This window comes from uncultured Algibacter sp. (assembly GCF_963976535.1).
Classification (GTDB): domain Bacteria; phylum Bacteroidota; class Bacteroidia; order Flavobacteriales; family Flavobacteriaceae; genus Algibacter_B.
The window spans coordinates 1-17,503 of the sequence record NZ_CAXBLF010000062.1; the positions used below are offsets into that span (position 1 = coordinate 1).

Here is a 17,503-nt window from a genome sequence, read left to right on the forward strand (position 1 = left end):
CCTCTTTAGATTACACAAACTTTTTGCTTAATCCCCATAAAATTAATGTGACCCCTTATTTTTCTAATCAAAAGAAGACCATTTTCTTTATTCTCTTCCTTTTTATATTTCCTAACTTCTATTAAAATTTCATTTGTTAATTTACTTAACTATTGTCTATTCGATTCAGTTTCAACTTTATCAACTACTAAGGCTTTAACATTATTATATTCCTCAAAAGACAAAATTCTATCTTCGTTCTGACATTGTCTAATTCCAAATAACAATGATAGAATTAAGGCTAATACTGAAATAATATTAGAAAAGTTTGAACTAAAAAATTTGCTTTTTTTTCCCATTATATTTACTTTATGTTTAAATCTCTATCGAATAAATAAAATCACTAAGGTGCAGGATTAGGAATACCCGCTACCGCTAAGCTCTGCTTAGTGGGCTTATGAAACTTATTATTATAAATATTACTCGCTACCGCTAAGCTCCGCTTAGTGGCGGCAAGAGTAAGAAACAAAAACTCAACCCAAAAACCCAGTACCATCAATCTCTAAAACAGTATGGTTATCCTGAAAGTTTCTTGCACTAGAGTATTTCCAATCTACAGGATTAGTTACAAAACCACTTTCCACAGGGTTATTATGAATATAGTCTATCTTTTGTATTATAACTGAATCTGTCCATAATTCTATAGGCTGATTATGATGTTGCCAAAATTGATATTTAGAACTTTTACTTTTCTTTTTTGCTGCACGTTCAAAAAACCATAACAAATATTCTTTTCTGCTTTCTTGCGGATTGGTTTCAATAGCTTCAATCATTTTCTTAGCGGTATAACTTTTAAAATCTCTTAACAACCCATCGGGTTCATCAATACTAGACCGAAAAATTAAATGCACATGACTTGGCATAAAACAATATGCATATAATTCCATGCCTTTCTTTACTCTGCAATAATCTATGCTTTCTGTTAATATATCGAAATAAATTTGCCTTGTAAAAACATCTAACCAATATACAGTAGCAAACGACACAAAGTACAACCCTGACTTATTATGGAATTTATAATTTCTACTCATTAGTCTAAAATACAAAAATCTTTTATTTTGCTCACTGTTCCGCCACTAAGCAAGAGCTTAGCGGTAGCCTTTTGGAAAATTTAAGGTGCTGGATTTGGCATCGTATTATGAACCTCATTAATCTGTTCTAAAACTTCATCACTCAAAACAACATGAATACTCCCAATATTCTCTTTAAGCTGTTTTAAATTTGTAGCACCAATAATAGTACTGGTTACAAAAGGCTGCTGGTTTACAAAAGCTAAAGACATTTGTGCTAAACTCATGCTATTATCTTCTGCTATTCTTAAATAGTGTTTTACCGCCTCTTCAGCTTTTTCACCACTATATCTGGCAAATCTTGGAAATAATTTAAGCCGTGCATTATCAGCTGCATTTCCTTTTATGTATTTACCAGATAATACACCAAAAGCCATTGGTGAGTAGGCTAATAAGCCAACATGTTCTCTTAGTGCCACTTCTGCTAAATCGGTTTCAAAGGTTCTTGTTAATAGTGAATATGCATTTTGTATTGTTGCAACTCTAGGCAAATTATGGTTTTTAGATTCTTCTAAATAACGCATAGTTCCCCAAGAATTCTCATTCGATATCCCTATACTTCTGATTCTACCCGATTTAACTTCAGAATCTAAACTATGAAGTATCTCGTTAAAGTTATCTTCCCATTTTGTGTCAAGCTTAAAACTTCTAACACCAAACCTATTGGTATCTCTTTCTGGCCAATGTAATTGGTACAAATCAATGTAATCGGTTTGTAATCTTTCTAATTCTGAATCAATGGCTTCTTTAATAGCATTTTGGCTAAATCCTGTGGTACGGATATGTGCTGTATAATCGCCCGATCCTGCAATTTTAGACCCTATTACTATTTTATCTCTGTTTCCATTTTTATTTAGCCAAGTTCCAATAATTTTACTTGTTCTTCCACTTATTTCTGCAGTGGCTGGCACAGGGTATAATTCGGCTGTGTCAATAAAATTAACGCCTTGATCTATAGCGTAATCTAGTTGTTGATGTCCTTCGGCTTCTGTATTTTGGTTCCCCCAGGTCATAGAGCCTAGGCATATTTTACTAACTTTTATATTGGTATTCGGAATTGTAGAATATTTCATTTATAGTTTTTTTTTTGAGGAAGCGTAAAGATAAAAAACCTATAAAAGCTTCAAGGCTTTTATAGGTTTTTTATGCGTTAGGGATTGAGGCATTTGTTGAAGCTCCTCGCAGAGAGCGACTGCCGAAAGCCCGACCCTTGTGGTAACGCCCTAATGCTATTACTCGCTTAACAACCTAGAAAGTTCATCTAACTTTGGTGTTAAAATAACTTCTATGCGTCTGTTTTTAGCTTTTCCTTCTTTTGAAGCGTTAGAGGTTATTGGCGCAAATTCGCCACGTCCTGCAGCTGTTAAATTTTCAGGAATTATATTGTTGTTTTCTCTTAAAATATTAACGATAGCCGTAGCACGTTTGGTTGACAAATCCCAGTTGCTGGTTAAAATTCCGTTACCTGTGTAAGGCACATTATCAGTGTGACCCTCAATTAAAACAGCAATATCTGGGTTATCGCCAAGAACGTTACCAAGTTGCTTCACTGCTCTAGTTCCTTCTGAACCCACGGCCCAACTTCCTGAGCTGAATAACAATTTATTTTCCATAGACACGTAGACTTTTCCATCGCGTTGCTCTACGGTTAATCCTTTACCTTCAAAATCCGTTAAAGCTCTTGAAATGGCATTTTTAAGCGCTGTCATTGCGGCATCTTTTGAGGCGATAACTTGTTCTAATTCTGCCACACGGTTTGAGCGGTCTTCTAACTCTTTTTTAAGTTTTGCTAGTCTTGCATTTTCTGCTACTAGGGCTTGTTCTTTAGCTTCTAACTGCGCTAACAACTCTCTGTTTTTTTGTGAATTTGCGGCTATGGCTGCCGAACTGTTTTTCTCTAAAGCATCATAAGACGCTTTTAAATTAGCGTAATTTGATTTTGTGGCATTGTAATCGGCTTGCAATTTATCGCGTTGCTCAACGGCTTCATCATAGGCTGATTGTAATTGTTTTAATTCGTTTTCGGCTGCTGTTTTAGCACTCAAAAGCGTTTCATTATCTTTAGAAAGCGTTCTGTTTTCTTGTTTTAAATCGGCATATTTTGCTTCTAGTTCTTTATACACTTTTGGCGATACGCAAGAGGCTAAAACTACTAGAGTAAATACTGTGAATATACTTTTTTTAATCATTTTGTTTGGGTTCATTTATTATTTATTTAATTTTTTATTTCTACCAGAATAGGACAATGATCGCTATGTACTGCGTCTGACAGTATAACGGCTCTTTTTATGTTTTCTTGTAACGGTTTTGATACCATGGCATAATCTAATCGCCATCCTTTGTTATTGGCACGTGAATTAGCGCGATAACTCCACCAGCTATATTGCTGTAATTCTGGGTTTATAAACCTGAACGAATCGATAAATCCGTTATCAATAAAACTCCCAATCCACTCGCGTTCAACGGGTAAAAATCCTGAAACACCTTTCATTTTAGGATTATGAATATCCATTTCTTCATGACAAATATTGTAATCGCCACAAATAACAAGGTTTGGAATGTCTTTTTTAAGATTATTAATATAATCTTGGAACATATCCATGTATTCCAATTTGTGGTTTAATCTGGCATCATTTGTGCCTGATGGCAAATACAAACTCATAACAGAAACACCATCCCCGCCTGCGGAACGGGCAGGAAAATCGGCACGAACGTTTCTCCCCTCGAAATCCATAGACGCTATACCTGTACCATATTCAATATGCTTAGGTTCCGTTTTACTTAAAATAGCCACGCCACTATAGCCTTTTTTTTGAGCACTAAACCAATAATTGTACTTATAGCCCGCTTCTTCAAAAAGACTTAAATCTAATTGCTCTTTCATGGCCTTTATTTCTTGCAAACAAACAACATCTGGATTTGCAGCTTTTAACCAATCAATAAAACCTTTGTTGATTGCTGCACGAATGCCGTTTACGTTATATGATATGATTTTCATCCTCTCCCTAACCCTCTCCGAAGGACAGGGAACTTTTATTATGATTATTTTTTAATTCGTTTTGAAATCCTGACCTCCGTCGGAACAATACGCTTTTTATAAAAAGGGTATTGTTTTAGCTAAAATAAATAATGCGTTACTTTTACACTATTAAATTAAGTGAGATTTAACTATTTTTTTTACATATAGGTTGAATACTTGAGATTCCGACTTAAAAAGTCGGGATTAGTTCGACCATCTATTTTAAGTGCGCCCTAAAGGCTTCTTAAAATAGGGTCTCACTAAAATATTTTAAACGATTTGCAGTTTAAGTATCTGATGAAGTTTATTACATGTATCCTTATTGTTTTTATTAGCTTTTGCGGTTTTTCGCAAAGTCAAAATGCTATCTATAAAACAAAAAAAGTTGCAGTAAAGAATACCATTCAAATTGATAGTGTTAGTATCAATTCCAATTCATTTTCTATAAGAAAAAAGGATAATACAATTATTGATTCAACATATTATTCTGTTGATTTTGCTCAAGCTACTTTAACGTTTAAAAAACCTATTGAAACCGATTCTATCATAATAAACTACTTAAAGTTTCCAGAGTTTTTAACGAAAACATACCAACAATTAGATGATAATATAATAGTTGAAAATAACGACGGTAATCAAACGCTTTATAAATTATCGCAACCCAATGCTAATAATGATTTTATCCCTTTTGACGGTTTAACAACATCTGGTAGTATTTCTCGTGGTGTTACGGTTGGCAATAATCAAAACTCCGTTTTAAACAGTGAATTAGATCTTCAAATTACAGGTAAACTAAATGATAAGGTTTCCCTGAGAGCATCCATTCAAGATGCTAATATTCCGTTACAAGAAAGTGGTTATAGCCAACGCTTAGATGAATTTGATCAAGTATTTATTGAATTGTTTAGTGAGTATTGGAATGTTCGTGCAGGTGATATTGATTTAGTAAATGCGGATTCTTATTTTGCGAGTTTTTCGAAACGCGTGCAAGGATTAAATTTCAATTTGAAATTAGGTGAAGATGTTGCACGAACCAATTTATTCGCAGCAGGTGCCATTGTGCGTGGACAATTTACAACCACTCAGTTTATAGCGCAAGAAGGTAATCAAGGGCCTTATAAATTGCAAGGACCTAATGGTGAATTGTTTGTGCTTATCGTTTCAGGAAGCGAAACTGTTTATGTAAATGGTATTCCGGTAAAACGTGGCGAAGACCAAGATTATATCATTGATTATAATGCAGGTGAAATAATTTTTAATTCGACTTTTCCTATTACCTCAGAAATGCGAATTACTGTTGATTATCAATTTAGTGATCGCAATTATTCAAGATTTGTTGCCTACGGAGGTGGAAATTATTCAAGTGATAAATTTAACATTGGCGTTTCAGTATATTCTGAAAACGATGCTAAAAACCAACCTTTACAACAAAATCTTTCAGAAGAACAAGTTGAAATTCTAGCGAATGCAGGTGATGACAGATCGCAAATGGTTGCTCCGTCTGAAATTCGAGAAGAACTAAATGACAACAGAATTTTATACAAGAAAGAACTCATTGGCAGTGTTGAAGCTTTTGTGTTTTCAAATAACCCTGATGACGAATTGTATCGTGTAACGTTCACGCTTGTAGGAGAAAATCAGGGGGATTATAATTTGAGTAACATTAATGCCATTAATAATATTTATGAATATGCAGGTGTTTTACAAGGAAACTACGCGCCTATTGTTCAGCTTGTAGCGCCAACCAAACTACAAATAGCTGTTTTAAATGGACGTTATAAACCTTCTGAAAAAACCAATATTAGTTTTGAGGTTTCTGGTAGTAAAAATGATTTAAACGCGTTTTCAAATATAGGTGATGATGATAATGATGGGTTTGCTGGAAAAATAAACATTAATCAAACCCTGATAAAAAAAGACAGTCTTTGGAGTTTTGATGCATATATAGATAGCGATTATATAAGCGCTGATTATAGAAATATTGAAGGATTGTATAATCCAGAATTTAACCGAGATTGGAATTTAGACCTTAATAAGGTAAATGGCATAGGTCTTAATTTAGGCAATCAAATACTACTAAATTCAGGTTTTAGAATGACTCATTCCAAAAAAGGATTTGTTAATTACCAGTTTGAGTATTTAAATTTTTCTGATGGCTTTAATGGTAACAGACATATTGCAAACGCTAATTTACTTTTAAATAAATTCAATATTTCATCATATTCTAGTTTCTTAAACGCTAATTCCAGCTTAAATATCTCTACGTTTTTAAGGTCTTATAATCGGGTTACTTATAGCATGAAAAAAACTTGGGTAGGCACAAAACTAGCTATTGAAGATAATGAACAAAGAGATATTTCAACACAAACATTAACACCTTTAAGTCAAAAATTTAAATCTTACGAAGTTTTTATAGGTATTGGAGATAGCACTAAAGTTTTTACCGAATTTGGTTACAAAAATCGTGTAAATGATAGTATTAGAAATAACGAATTGCAAAAAGTAAACACTTCAAATACTTTCTATCTTGACTCTAGACTTGTTAAAAACAAAAACACCAACTTGTCTTTATATGCAAATTATAGAACTTTAAAAAATGAAGATTCCAATATAGAAGATGAAAAATCCATCAATTCTAGACTGCAATTCAATCAGAAGCTTTTTAGTCAAATAATCCAATGGAATACCATTTTTGAAACGAATTCTGGGACTTTGCCGCAACAAGATTTTACTTATGTAGAAGTTGAAGCTGGTCAAGGTACCTATACATGGAATGATTACAATGAAAACGGTATTCAAGAACTTGAAGAGTTTGAAATTGCACAATTTCAAGATCAAGGTCGATTTATTCGTGTGCTTTTACCAAATCGAGTTTTTATAAAAACGCATCAAAATAGACTTAGTCAAACGCTTACTTTCAATCCTTCTCAGTGGTCGGTTTCAGAAGGCAAATCCAAAAAATTCTGGTCGCATTTTTATAACCAAACCAGTTATTTAATCGATAGAAAGATAAAACGAGAGGGTAATAGTTTCAATTTAAATCCGTTTAATACTAATGAAGAAGACCAGCTTGGTTTACAATTAAACTTTAGAAATGTATTATTTTTCAATAGAGGGAAACAGCGTTACACAACCTCTTATACGTTTTTGGATAACACGACAAGGAATGTATTATCTGTTGGGTTTATTGAGAATAGTTTAAAAAGTCATCAATTTAATTTTAATCATAAAATATCTGAAAACTGGTTAATTAATATGCTTTCTGCTTTTGATAACAATGAAAGTATTAGCGAGAATTTTGCGAGCAAAAATTACAATTTCGATGAAGCTAGATTCAATCCAAAACTTTCATATTTATTTAATGATAACTCTAGTTTTGATGTATTTTACCAATACGCAAGTAAAAACAATACTATTGGAGATATGGAGTCTTTAAACCAACAGAAATATGGCCTATCATTTACCTTAGGAAATAGCCAAAATAGCGCCATTAATGGGGAGTTCAATTACTTCTCTAATGAATATATTGGTAATGCAAATACTCCTGTGGCGTATCAAATTTTGGAAGGCTTGCAACCCGGAAAAAACTTTACTTGGAGTTTATTAGCTCAAAAAAAGCTTACTAAATTTTTAGATTTGAATTTAAGTTACTTTGGAAGAAAAACGGAGACCAGTAGAACGATTCATTCGGGTTCTATTCAGTTGAAGGCTTATTTTTAGAAAACGGCTTACCCTTAAATTTATTTGTCTCAGTTATTAGTTCTGCACCTTTATTCTATATTAATTTCATTACATTGTAAATAATTGATTTAATAATTTACAATATGAAAACCTTTTCTAAAATTCTTATTACAGCTTTCCTTATAGTAGGATTCTCTTCAAACAGCCAAACTAGATCTCAAGCACTTTCTAAAATTAATACAGAAGGCTTTCAGAAATCGCAAGTCATGAGTCTAATTTCGGACTTGTCTGATGTTTATGGCCCAAGGTTAACAGGAACAAATCAATATTATGCTGCAGCAGAATGGGCAAAGAAAACCATGGAGAATTGGGGAGTCGATAAGGTATATTTTGAAAATTATTGTGACGATTGTATGGGTTGGGAAGTAAAATCATTTAATGTAGAAATGACAGAACCTGCTTATATGAAAATTCAGGCCTATCCTTATGCATGGACAGAAAGCTCAAATGGTGTACAAATTGGTGATTTAATTTGGATTGAAAACTATTCAGATTTAGAACAAGTAAAAAAACAATGGAGTGGAAAATTACAAAGAAAAACCATTTTAATAGGTTCAACTCCTGAACAAAATATGTTATTTGATCCACTTTCTACACGACATACTGAAGAACAAATTCAGGAAGCTGAAAAATCCATTTTGCCTGTGCCTAATAATCCTTTAGGATCAAATGCTGGAGATATGGATTTAGTAAAAGATTTGGATGTTATTTTCAATATGATACTCAAAAAAGACGATGCCTTTTTTCAATTCTTAAAGGCTGAAGGCGCCTTAAGTATGTTAGGAACTAAGCCTTTTTTTCCCGGAGTCATTCATCCAAGTGGTACTTATAATTTTCGTGAAAGTGATGAAAAGCCAATTCCATATTTTGCAATTTCTCCAGAAAATTTCGGAAAATTAAAACGCTTAAACGATAGAGGAATTAGTCCAAAAATTAAATTTCATTTAGATTCTGAATTGTATTTAAATCCTAAAAACAATGTAAATATTATAGCAGAAATTACAGGTTCTGACCCAAAATTAAAAGACGAAGTTGTAATGATTGGGGCACATTTTGACTCTTGGCATCCTGCATCTGGAGCAACAGATAATGGCGCAGGATCTGCGGTGATGATGGAAGTTATGCGAATTATTAAAGCAACGGGGTTAAAACCAAAAAGAACCATTAGAATTGCACTCTGGGGTGGCGAAGAACAGTTATATTTAGGTTCAATTGCGTATGCGCAAGAGCACTATGGAAAAGTAAATGAAACGATTAGAAAGAAAGAGGTTGAAAAAATTTCAGCCTATATCAATATGGATAATGGTGCTGGTCAGATGCGAGGTATATATTTACAAGGTAATGAAACGGTAAAACCTATTTTTGAAAACATGCTAGAACCATACAAGTATCTAGATGTTAATAATCTAACCATTCAAAACACTAATTTTACAGACCATGATGTTTTTGATTTTTACAAAATTCCCGGATTTCAAATCATTCAAGACAAATTAAATTATAAAACAGTAACACATCATACTAATTTAGATGTTTTAGAATATGTTCCAAAACGTGATATGATGATTAATGCAACAGTAATAGCAGCACTTGTTTATCAAATTGCAGAGATGGATTTGCGATTGCCTAGAAAAGAATAAAAGCTAATGCCTGATTTGTTATTCTCATAAAATTTATAAAGGATTTAATCTTCGGTAATAGGTTTATCCCTTATATATGTGTACATTTTTAAAATTTAGAACCATCTATTTTTTTAAAAACTGAGATAATAGTTTTTACAGCTTCAGTATAAAACTCTGGTTGAATATTTTCATAATCATCTGAAGGTTCATGATAGTCCTTATGGTCTTCAACACCAAAATACAAAAACGGAATGCCTTTTTTATAAAAATTGGCATGATCAGAAGAATAGATCCAATTGTCTAAGCCATCGTATCCATCATGGCCTCTAATAAGTTTTATTTCGTATGAATGTTTAGAATTTGTAATTAAGTCTTTTAACCTATTGTTTTTTGAAGTTCCTACTACATACAATTCTTTCTTATCGCTTCGGCTTATCATATCCATATTCAAATTAAGAATAATGTTCTTTAAAGAAACAATTGAATGCTTTACAAAATGTTTAGAACCTTGCAAACCTAGTTCTTCACCATCAAATGCAGCCAATATCACAGAATGCCTTGGCGGAAACTTTTTAAAATATTCAGCAAAAGCAAACAAAGCACTTATTCCTGAAGCATTATCATCAGCACCGTTATAAATTTTCCCATATTTAATACCTTCATGATCGTAATGTGCGCTAATAACTATGTATTTTTCAGGAAACTCTGTCCCTTTAATAAACCCCAATATGTTTACAGCTTCAAATGCTTTTCTCCTTTCAATAAATGAAAATGATTGCTCAAAAGATTTAACTAAAGGCTCAACCTTTAAAGTGTGAAATTGGTTAACTATATACTTTCGGGATTTGGCAGCACCTTTTGTGCCGGTTCTTCTACCTTCAAATGTATCAGAGGATAATGATTTAACATGTTTGAGAAGCGCCATTTCATCAAATAAAGAACCCTCGTTAGGTTCTGTTTGAGAAAAAACAGCTGCCACTTGAAAAGTTAAACAGATAACAATTAATAAACGAATTTTATGCATAAATATTAATACTGATTAAATATACTTAATTTATTTAATAACAAAGCCCACATCAACGCGTTGATGTGGGCTTAAATATTTTTATTAAATCTTATTACTTAACAGCAGCTTTCATTAACTCTCGATTCATTCTTGCGATGTTATCTAAAGAAATTCCTTTAGGACATTCAACCTCACATGCTCCAGTATTGGTACAGTTACCAAAACCTTCTAAATCCATTTGCGCTACCATATTTCGCACACGGTCAGCTGCTTCCACCTGTCCTTGTGGTAATAAAGCAAATTGCGATACTTTAGCACCAACAAATAACATAGCTGAAGAATTTTTACAAGTTGCTACACAAGCGCCACAACCAATACAGGTTGCCGCATCCATAGCTTCATCTGCTGCGTGTTTTGAAATAGGGGTTGAATTTGCATCTTGTGTGTTTCCTGATGTATTTACAGAAATGTAACCACCTGCATGCTGAATACGTTCAAACGCCATTCTGTCAACAATCAAATCCTTTATGACAGGAAATGCAGCAGCTCTAAATGGTTCAATAGTAATAGTATCACCATCGTTAAACATTCGCATGTGTAACTGGCATGTTGTAATACCTCTATCTGGACCATGTGCTTCACCATTAATGTACAATGAGCACATACCGCAAATTCCTTCACGACAATCATGATCAAATGCAACAGGTTCTTCACCAGAGTTGACTAATTGCTCGTTCAAAACATCCAACATTTCTAAAAAAGACATATGCTCCGAAATATCAGTTACTTTATAATCGACCATTTGGCCCTTTGCTTCTGAGTCCTTTTGTCTCCAAATTTTAAGTGTTAAATTCATTTAATTCTCGTTTAAAAAAAGCTAATTAATTAACTTTAATATTATGATAATAATTCAACTTTTAGAATTAGAAAAAAGAAAATAGATAAAAGAAAACAGATTGTTAATTCAATCCATTTTGAAAACCCATAGTCATTCTTTGAAATTCTTCATTTTTATTTTCTAAATTCTTCAAAGTTGTTTCATCAATATATTTTCTATGATGAGCAACTAATAATTGTGTTCCAAGTTCAAAAGATGATCCTAATGAAATATCAATAAAATGAGAAAAAGATTTATCTGTTCTTGCAGAACCTTCTTCAATATTACTAGGCATAGAAACAGAACATTTACTTATTTGAGATGACAAATCAAATCTTTCATGCTTAGGAAAAACTTCTGAAATTTCATTTGCTATTTCAAGACCTAATTGCCAAATCTTTAAATTTTTATAATTATGCCTTTTCCTAAAGCCCATCAATTTCTATTCTCTCTTATCTTTATTCTCTATTCTATTTATATGAACGTTGTTTTAATTCTATATCTTTAAATTCCAATTCTTCCTTATGTAAAACAGCATCAGCAGGTTCTCCTTTATATTCCCAAGCAGATACGAAAGCAAAATCTTTATCATTACGTTTTGCTTCTCCTTTTTGCTCGCCATCTAACTCCACAGATTCCTCTCTAAAGTGTCCACCACAAGATTCGTTTCTTACTAAAGCATCTTTAGCAAATAACTCTCCTAATTCTAAAAAGTCTGCTACACGACCCGCTTTTTCTAATTCAGGATTCATTTCGTTAGCAGTTCCAGGAACCATAACATCTTTCCAGAATTCTTCACGAATCGCTTTAATTTCAGCCATAGCTTCTTTTAAATCTTTTTCGTTACGTGACATTCCTACTTTATCCCACATTACTTTTCCTAAACGTTTATGGAAATGGTCTACAGTTTTTGTTCCTTTATTATTGATAAAAAATTCAATTTTATCTTTTACTTCTTTTTCAACTTCATCAAACTCTTTTGTCTCAGTAGAAATTTTTCCGGTACGAATATCATCTGATAAATAATCACCTATTGTATATGGTAGTACAAAATAACCATCAGCCAAACCTTGCATTAAAGCAGAAGCTCCAAGTCTGTTAGCTCCATGGTCAGAGAAATTAGCTTCACCAATACAATATAAACCTTCAACAGTAGTCATTAAGTTGTAATCAACCCAAACGCCACCCATTGTATAGTGCGTTGCAGGATATATCATCATTGGAGTTTCATACGGATTTTCAGCAATGATTTTCTCATACATCTGAAATAAATTTCCGTACTTTTCTTCAATGATTTCTTGCCCTAATTTTATGATTTCTTCTTTCGAAGCGTTTTTAAGTCCTTTTATTTTAGCCTGTTCTTTTCCATAACGTTGAAAAGCCGCGGCAAAATCTAAATACACAGCTTCACCTGTTACATTTACACCATAACCTGCATCACAACGCTCTTTTGCAGCCCTCGATGCAACATCACGCGGCACCAAGTTACCAAAGGCAGGATAACGACGCTCTAAATAGTAATCTCTATCTTCTTCAGCAATTTGTGTTGGTTTTAATTTGCCTTCTTGAATGGCTTTTGCATCTTCTAATTTTGCTGGCACCCAAATTCTACCATCATTACGTAATGATTCAGACATCAACGTTAATTTAGATTGGTAATCTCCAGAACGCGGAATACATGTTGGGTGAATTTGTGTGAAGCAAGGATTTGCGAAATATGCTCCTTTTTTATGGATTTTCCAAGCTGCAGTGGCGTTACTTCCCATGGCATTTGTTGAAAGGAAATAAACATTTCCATATCCTCCAGTTGCAATAACGACAGCATGAGCAGAATGACGTTCTATCTCACCAGTGATTAAATCACGTGCAATAATTCCTCTTGCTTTTCCATCAACTTTTACAACATCTAACATTTCGTGACGATTGAACATTTCAATTTTACCACGAGCAATTTGACGATTCATCGCTGAATAACACCCTAATAGTAGTTGCTGTCCTGTTTGTCCTTTAGCGTAGAATGTTCTAGATACTAAAACTCCACCAAATGAACGGTTGTCTAATAATCCACCATAATCACGAGCAAAAGGCACACCTTGAGCCACACATTGATCGATAATATTTCCAGAAACTTCTGCTAAACGATACACGTTCGCTTCACGAGAACGATAATCGCCTCCTTTTACTGTATCATAAAAAAGGCGGTAATTAGAATCGCCATCTCCCATATAATTTTTTGCCGCATTAATTCCACCTTGAGCTGCAATTGAATGCGCTCTTCGTGGTGAATCTTGGTAAGCAAAAGCTTTTACATTATAGCCTAATTCGGCTAAGGTTGCAGCAGCAGAACCGCCAGCCAATCCTGTACCAACCACAATAATATCTATATGTCGTTTGTTAGCTGGGTTAACAAGATTGATTTTATCTTTATAATTTGTCCATTTATCTTTAATTGGACCTTTTGGTACTTTTGAATCTAACGTTGCCATATCTATGATAATACGTATTTAAAATGATGAAAAAGTGCGATAAGAATAAACCCTAACGGAATTATAATTGAATAGGCTTTCCCTATATTTTGTAATGTTTTCTTTCTGCCTGCGGTTAGTCCCATTGATTGAAAAGCCGATGTAAATCCGTGTGCTAAATGCAATCCTAACAATATAAAAGCAATAACATAAGCAATTGTTCTTATGTGGTTATGAAATTTCTCTACTAGCTCATGAAAATATCTAAACTCACCATTGTGTAATCCAGACATGTCTCCAACAACATATTTGGTATTCAACTCTGGAATCCAGAAATCTATAAAATGAAGTACAATAAATGCTAGTATTGCTAGCCCACTGTAAATCATATTTCTACTCATCCAAGTTGAGTTTGCAGCACCATTGTTTTTTGCATAGGATACGCCATTAGCCTTTTTGTTTTTAAGCTCAAGTATAATGCCCATTACAAAGTGAAACACTACGCCAAATATTAAAACGGGCTGTAGCGCAAATTGTATTAACGGATTTGTTCCCATAAAATGAGATAACTCATTAAAAAGATCTTCACTAAAAAGTGACGTAATATTTACCGCTAAATGTATAATTAAGAAAAACATGAGGAAAAAAGCCGAAAGTGCCATAGCTACTTTTCTTCCAATCGAAGATTTAAAAAATCCGCCCATTATTTTGAAGTTATTTTTAGGTTTCCACAAATGTAGTTATGAACACATTCTTAGACAAATAACAAATGTCATGTTTTTGCTATTTATAATGATTTTAAAGAAAGTTTAAATTCTCATTTTTATGCACATAAATTAAGAATATCAAAAATAAATATTCTTTTTTTTAAGATATAATTGATTATTTTGTTAATTTACTGCTATTAACTAATTAAACAATAATAAAATGGAAGCGTATTTACCTTTGATTATTCAACTAGTTAGTGGTGCTGTTGGTGGAAACATTGCTGGCTCGCTTATGAAAAATTTATCATTAGGAACATTATGGAATTCTATAGTGGGAATATTAGGTGGTGGACTTGGTGGTAGCATTCTTGGTATGATTGGACTAGGAACAGATGGCGGCATGGACTTATCTGGGATTTTAGGAAGTGTTGCTGGCGGTGGCGTAGGTGGTGGCGTTGTAATGGCTATAATCGGGTTTGTAAAAAAAGCCATGAATAAATAAATGTTAAATTAAAAAAGAGGTGGTTTGAAAAGTCAATTTTGAATTAAATTGTCACATTGAGCATTGGTGAAATGAAAATATTTTTTCATTGAAAGCACCTTGCGAAGCAAACCGAAATGCATTGAAAATCAAGATTATAATGTTTTCGACTTACTTTGTTAGCTACTTTCATTCAAAATAAATTTTGACCTTGTTAATGCTCAAACTGCCAACTGGAAAAACTTTTCAGACAGCCTCTTTTTTGATTAATTTTCAAATAATTGCTTATTCCAAAGTTATTTTTTTAGTTATAAATGTTGTGTCTGAATAAATATTGACAAAATAAATCCCTTTTGAAACACTGTTTAAATGAATAGTTTTTAAACCATATATATTTGAAATATCTTGCTGACCTATAAGCCTTCCCGATACATCAAAAACAACAACCTTCTCTAAATTAATATTTCCATTATTACTTATGAATAAATCACCTCTAGTTGGGTTTGGATAAACTCTAATACCCGCTTTTAGTTCATCTTCTTCAATACCTAAAGCACAACCCCCTGAAAAATTAGTCATTAAAGGCTTACTGCATACTGGTTGGCCTGTGCTATTTTCTTGTATCATGTTTGCCCCTTCAATATTATCAGTATTTAAAAATCTTAATGATTCTCCGTTAGCAATGGCAAAATGCATGACATTGTCTGTATCAATAATATGATCCATTTGCCTGCAATGGCCTAATTCATGAAGCGCAACACTTTCAAAATCATACTCTGTACTATTTGTATTTTGAGAATTATAATTCCAATTGGTTTCGTCATCAAATATGATATCAAATTCAGTTACATACCAATCCAAACTAGGTGCACCATTTTTTGTTACTGTACATGCTGAATAGTATGAGGTTCTTAATCCAAGAACGGTATCCGGTAAATCATCATCTGGATTAGTACTTGTACTGTTATCAAAAGCCAACATATTAAAATCATCTAAATTTGCTTTATTTTGTGCACTAGGACTTGTTATAATGTTCGACTCATTCAAAATCCAATTAATTTGAGTCTCACAACTCCAAGTTTTTAATGCTCTATCAAGAGCTTCTTTTGCTCCAGTTAGCTCAGAAAAACCAGATGTCATATGCCAAGTATAACCGCCACTTCCATTGTCATCAATCAGTTGTGTTTTATATGCCACATTAACACCCGAATTCACATAATCCGAAACTATATTAGCTTGAGCATATTTAATAAATAGCGTGTCGCTAGAAGTTAAAAGGCTGCCATCATTATTGGTTACTCTAATTTTGCCTGTTCCAGCCTCAGAAGGAATTTCAACAGTAATTCTTGTATTAGTCCAAGTTAATACCTGACTATCTAGAGCATTTACAAAACCCGAACCTCCATTATCAGCATTACTAAAACCTACTTTACCCTTTGTAGTGCCAAAATTAGAACCTGTAATAACTAAAACTGATTCTGTACCAGCAGATGAAATTGTAGGAGAAAAATTTGTGATTGTTACCGGAAGTAAATTGCTTGTTTTACTTGAAATTGGGGTGTTATTTTGAACATCAAAATTGGTTAGTTGAATATAATCAGCCTTTGTATAGCTCTTTATTTCATTATAAAAAGAATCTGAAATTCCTTTTTTAGAAGTAAATTGATTTACCGCAATATCACTATTAATATCGTATTTATAAAACCCTTGTAATGACCCGTAGGGTTTAAATTTTGGTTTATTAGATTCCTCTTTAGATTCTAATTCTAAATTGCTATTGTATAAAGTAAAAACACCTATGTCATCTATGTTTAATTTTAAACTAGGGTAAACAATTTGAGCGTCCATACCAACAACTCCACCTAGTGTTATAATTTCAATTATTGGTAAAGATTCTCCCTTAAACAACTTATATACTTCTACGGTGTTGATCGTATATATTTTTTCGTGATTTGTGTCCCAATAAGATTTTTTTGAGAGTACTTTCCCTTCTAATACTAAAGTTGATTTTTCAATTTGTTTGCTTAATGATACTTCTTTAAGCATTAGTTGTGCAGATATTGATTTAGATAATACTAAAAAAAATAACAAACTAATTAGTGCGTGTTTCTTCATCCCTTCAATTTTTTTATAGTTAAAATACACCACGATTATTGAGGGATAACGATGGTTAATTTTATCTACGGGATGCTTTTGCTTTTAGACTATTGAGATATGTTAAAATCGTCAAGAGGTTACGAATTGAATTATTTTTATTACAAATTATAATTTGTAGGCTTCAAAAAGTCGAATTTTAATAACAAAAAAAGGCTATAATAAATGTTTATTAATGCCTTTTTTTAGAAGTAATTTAAAGTTATTCTACAATAAGCTTTTTAGTAACAAAAGCATTATCAGAATGGATATTTACAAAATACATCCCTTTAGATGTGTTTTGCAATTTTATAGTTAACGTGTTTAAAACATCAATATCGGAAAC

The 17,503-nt window shown here is 32.8% G+C and carries 14 protein-coding genes; 3 read left to right on the top strand and 11 right to left on the bottom strand.

The genetic code is table 11. The features are described 5' to 3' along the window. Positions 1 to 149 precede the first annotated feature (149 nt). From AAC024_RS13495 to AAC024_RS13515, 5 genes are all read right to left on the bottom strand, one after another. Positions 150 to 338, bottom strand: coding sequence for a hypothetical protein (locus tag AAC024_RS13495; protein WP_339896013.1), 189 nt, complete (start codon positions 336 to 338; stop codon positions 150 to 152). Positions 339 to 512: 174 nt separating this feature from the next. After that, positions 513 to 1,070 carry a transposase gene (locus AAC024_RS13500; RefSeq protein ID WP_339896014.1) on the bottom strand — a complete coding sequence of 186 codons (558 nt, stop codon included), beginning with the start codon at positions 1,068 to 1,070 and terminating at the stop codon, positions 513 to 515. 80 nt (positions 1,071 to 1,150) lie between these two features. Beyond that, positions 1,151 to 2,182: an aldo/keto reductase gene (locus AAC024_RS13505; protein WP_339896015.1), complete on the bottom strand. Its 1,032-nt coding sequence runs from the start codon at positions 2,180 to 2,182 to the stop codon at positions 1,151 to 1,153. A gap of 159 nt (positions 2,183 to 2,341) precedes the next feature. Then, positions 2,342 to 3,298: an OmpA family protein gene (locus AAC024_RS13510; protein WP_339896025.1), complete on the bottom strand. Its 957-nt coding sequence runs from the start codon at positions 3,296 to 3,298 to the stop codon at positions 2,342 to 2,344. A gap of 26 nt (positions 3,299 to 3,324) precedes the next feature. Further along, on the bottom strand, positions 3,325 to 4,107 hold the full coding sequence (locus AAC024_RS13515; protein ID WP_339896016.1) for an exodeoxyribonuclease III: 783 nt from the start codon (positions 4,105 to 4,107) through the stop codon (positions 3,325 to 3,327). A 318-nt stretch (positions 4,108 to 4,425) separates the two neighbouring features. Between AAC024_RS13515 and AAC024_RS13520 the strand changes: the two genes are divergently transcribed. Together AAC024_RS13520 and AAC024_RS13525 are read left to right on the top strand one after the other, a co-directional pair. Next, positions 4,426 to 7,848 (top strand): hypothetical protein, encoded by a 3,423-nt coding sequence (locus tag AAC024_RS13520; protein WP_339896017.1) that lies wholly within the window; start codon positions 4,426 to 4,428, stop codon positions 7,846 to 7,848. Between the two features lie 104 nt (positions 7,849 to 7,952). Further along, on the top strand, positions 7,953 to 9,506 hold the full coding sequence (locus tag AAC024_RS13525) for a M20/M25/M40 family metallo-hydrolase (protein WP_339896018.1): 1,554 nt from the start codon (positions 7,953 to 7,955) through the stop codon (positions 9,504 to 9,506). Between the two features lie 88 nt (positions 9,507 to 9,594). Here the strand turns inward: AAC024_RS13525 and AAC024_RS13530 are convergent, their stop codons facing one another. From AAC024_RS13530 to AAC024_RS13550, 5 genes are all read right to left on the bottom strand, one after another. Next, positions 9,595 to 10,512, bottom strand: a complete 918-nt coding sequence (locus tag AAC024_RS13530; RefSeq protein ID WP_339896019.1) for a M28 family peptidase — start codon at positions 10,510 to 10,512, stop codon at positions 9,595 to 9,597. A gap of 94 nt (positions 10,513 to 10,606) precedes the next feature. Further along, positions 10,607 to 11,350: a succinate dehydrogenase/fumarate reductase iron-sulfur subunit gene (locus AAC024_RS13535; RefSeq protein WP_339896020.1), complete on the bottom strand. Its 744-nt coding sequence runs from the start codon at positions 11,348 to 11,350 to the stop codon at positions 10,607 to 10,609. A 103-nt stretch (positions 11,351 to 11,453) separates the two neighbouring features. Further along, positions 11,454 to 11,807 carry a four helix bundle protein gene (locus tag AAC024_RS13540; protein ID WP_339755359.1) on the bottom strand — a complete coding sequence of 118 codons (354 nt, stop codon included), beginning with the start codon at positions 11,805 to 11,807 and terminating at the stop codon, positions 11,454 to 11,456. A gap of 34 nt (positions 11,808 to 11,841) precedes the next feature. Then, positions 11,842 to 13,857, bottom strand: a complete 2,016-nt coding sequence (locus AAC024_RS13545) for a fumarate reductase/succinate dehydrogenase flavoprotein subunit (RefSeq protein ID WP_339896021.1) — start codon at positions 13,855 to 13,857, stop codon at positions 11,842 to 11,844. Between the two features lie 2 nt (positions 13,858 to 13,859). Beyond that, positions 13,860 to 14,540, bottom strand: coding sequence for a succinate dehydrogenase cytochrome b subunit (locus tag AAC024_RS13550; protein WP_339896022.1), 681 nt, complete (start codon positions 14,538 to 14,540; stop codon positions 13,860 to 13,862). 223 nt (positions 14,541 to 14,763) lie between these two features. Here AAC024_RS13550 and AAC024_RS13555 point away from each other — a divergent pair, with 223 nt between their 5' ends. Continuing rightward, complete coding sequence (locus AAC024_RS13555) at positions 14,764 to 15,045, top strand: hypothetical protein (protein WP_339896023.1); 282 nt, start codon at positions 14,764 to 14,766, stop codon at positions 15,043 to 15,045. A 264-nt stretch (positions 15,046 to 15,309) separates the two neighbouring features. Here AAC024_RS13555 and AAC024_RS13560 read toward each other — a convergent pair whose 3' ends face one another. Further along, complete coding sequence (locus AAC024_RS13560) at positions 15,310 to 17,139, bottom strand: T9SS type A sorting domain-containing protein (protein ID WP_339896024.1); 1,830 nt, start codon at positions 17,137 to 17,139, stop codon at positions 15,310 to 15,312. Between the last annotated feature and the right edge of the window lie 364 nt (positions 17,140 to 17,503).

Coding starts and splice junctions, on each gene's coding strand:
- AAC024_RS13495 (WP_339896013.1), bottom strand. CDS start 338: ATGGGAAAAAAAAGCAAATTTTTTAGTTCAAACTTTTCTAATATTATT.
- AAC024_RS13500 (WP_339896014.1), bottom strand. CDS start 1,070: ATGAGTAGAAATTATAAATTCCATAATAAGTCAGGGTTGTACTTTGTG.
- AAC024_RS13505 (WP_339896015.1), bottom strand. CDS start 2,182: ATGAAATATTCTACAATTCCGAATACCAATATAAAAGTTAGTAAAATA.
- AAC024_RS13510 (WP_339896025.1), bottom strand. CDS start 3,298: ATGATTAAAAAAAGTATATTCACAGTATTTACTCTAGTAGTTTTAGCC.
- AAC024_RS13515 (WP_339896016.1), bottom strand. CDS start 4,107: ATGAAAATCATATCATATAACGTAAACGGCATTCGTGCAGCAATCAAC.
- AAC024_RS13520 (WP_339896017.1), top strand. CDS start 4,426: ATGAAGTTTATTACATGTATCCTTATTGTTTTTATTAGCTTTTGCGGT.
- AAC024_RS13525 (WP_339896018.1), top strand. CDS start 7,953: ATGAAAACCTTTTCTAAAATTCTTATTACAGCTTTCCTTATAGTAGGA.
- AAC024_RS13530 (WP_339896019.1), bottom strand. CDS start 10,512: ATGCATAAAATTCGTTTATTAATTGTTATCTGTTTAACTTTTCAAGTG.
- AAC024_RS13535 (WP_339896020.1), bottom strand. CDS start 11,350: ATGAATTTAACACTTAAAATTTGGAGACAAAAGGACTCAGAAGCAAAG.
- AAC024_RS13540 (WP_339755359.1), bottom strand. CDS start 11,807: ATGGGCTTTAGGAAAAGGCATAATTATAAAAATTTAAAGATTTGGCAA.
- AAC024_RS13545 (WP_339896021.1), bottom strand. CDS start 13,857: ATGGCAACGTTAGATTCAAAAGTACCAAAAGGTCCAATTAAAGATAAA.
- AAC024_RS13550 (WP_339896022.1), bottom strand. CDS start 14,540: ATGGGCGGATTTTTTAAATCTTCGATTGGAAGAAAAGTAGCTATGGCA.
- AAC024_RS13555 (WP_339896023.1), top strand. CDS start 14,764: ATGGAAGCGTATTTACCTTTGATTATTCAACTAGTTAGTGGTGCTGTT.
- AAC024_RS13560 (WP_339896024.1), bottom strand. CDS start 17,139: ATGAAGAAACACGCACTAATTAGTTTGTTATTTTTTTTAGTATTATCT.